Here is a 276-nt window from a genome sequence, read left to right on the forward strand (position 1 = left end):
CTACTTGAAAGCCGTCGCGCTACTGAACGCCGCGCAGAACTAAAAGCTTTATGTGCCGATTTTGGCGTTAATTATCTGACACGTGCTCGTAATGAACACGCCAAAGCTGGCAATCTGAATAATGGTCTTGCCTATTCAGAAGGCCAACTAATTGCTGTTTTTGATGCAGATCATGCGCCTGCTCGTAATTTCCTGACCGAAACCGTTGGTTATTTCACTGAAAACAACAAACTATTTCTCGTGCAGACCCCTCATTTTTTCATCAATCCTGATCCG

Annotated in this window: 1 protein-coding gene; it reads left to right on the plus strand. The window is 44.6% G+C overall.

Annotated elements, in window-relative coordinates:
- Positions 1-276, plus strand: a 276-nt coding sequence (locus tag HBA93_RS21025; RefSeq protein ID WP_221724563.1) for a glycosyltransferase, incomplete at both ends; no start/stop codon positions are given.

Origin of the sequence: Ochrobactrum sp. SFR4 (genome assembly GCF_019730395.1) — a bacterium.
Lineage (GTDB): Bacteria > Pseudomonadota > Alphaproteobacteria > Rhizobiales > Rhizobiaceae > Pseudochrobactrum.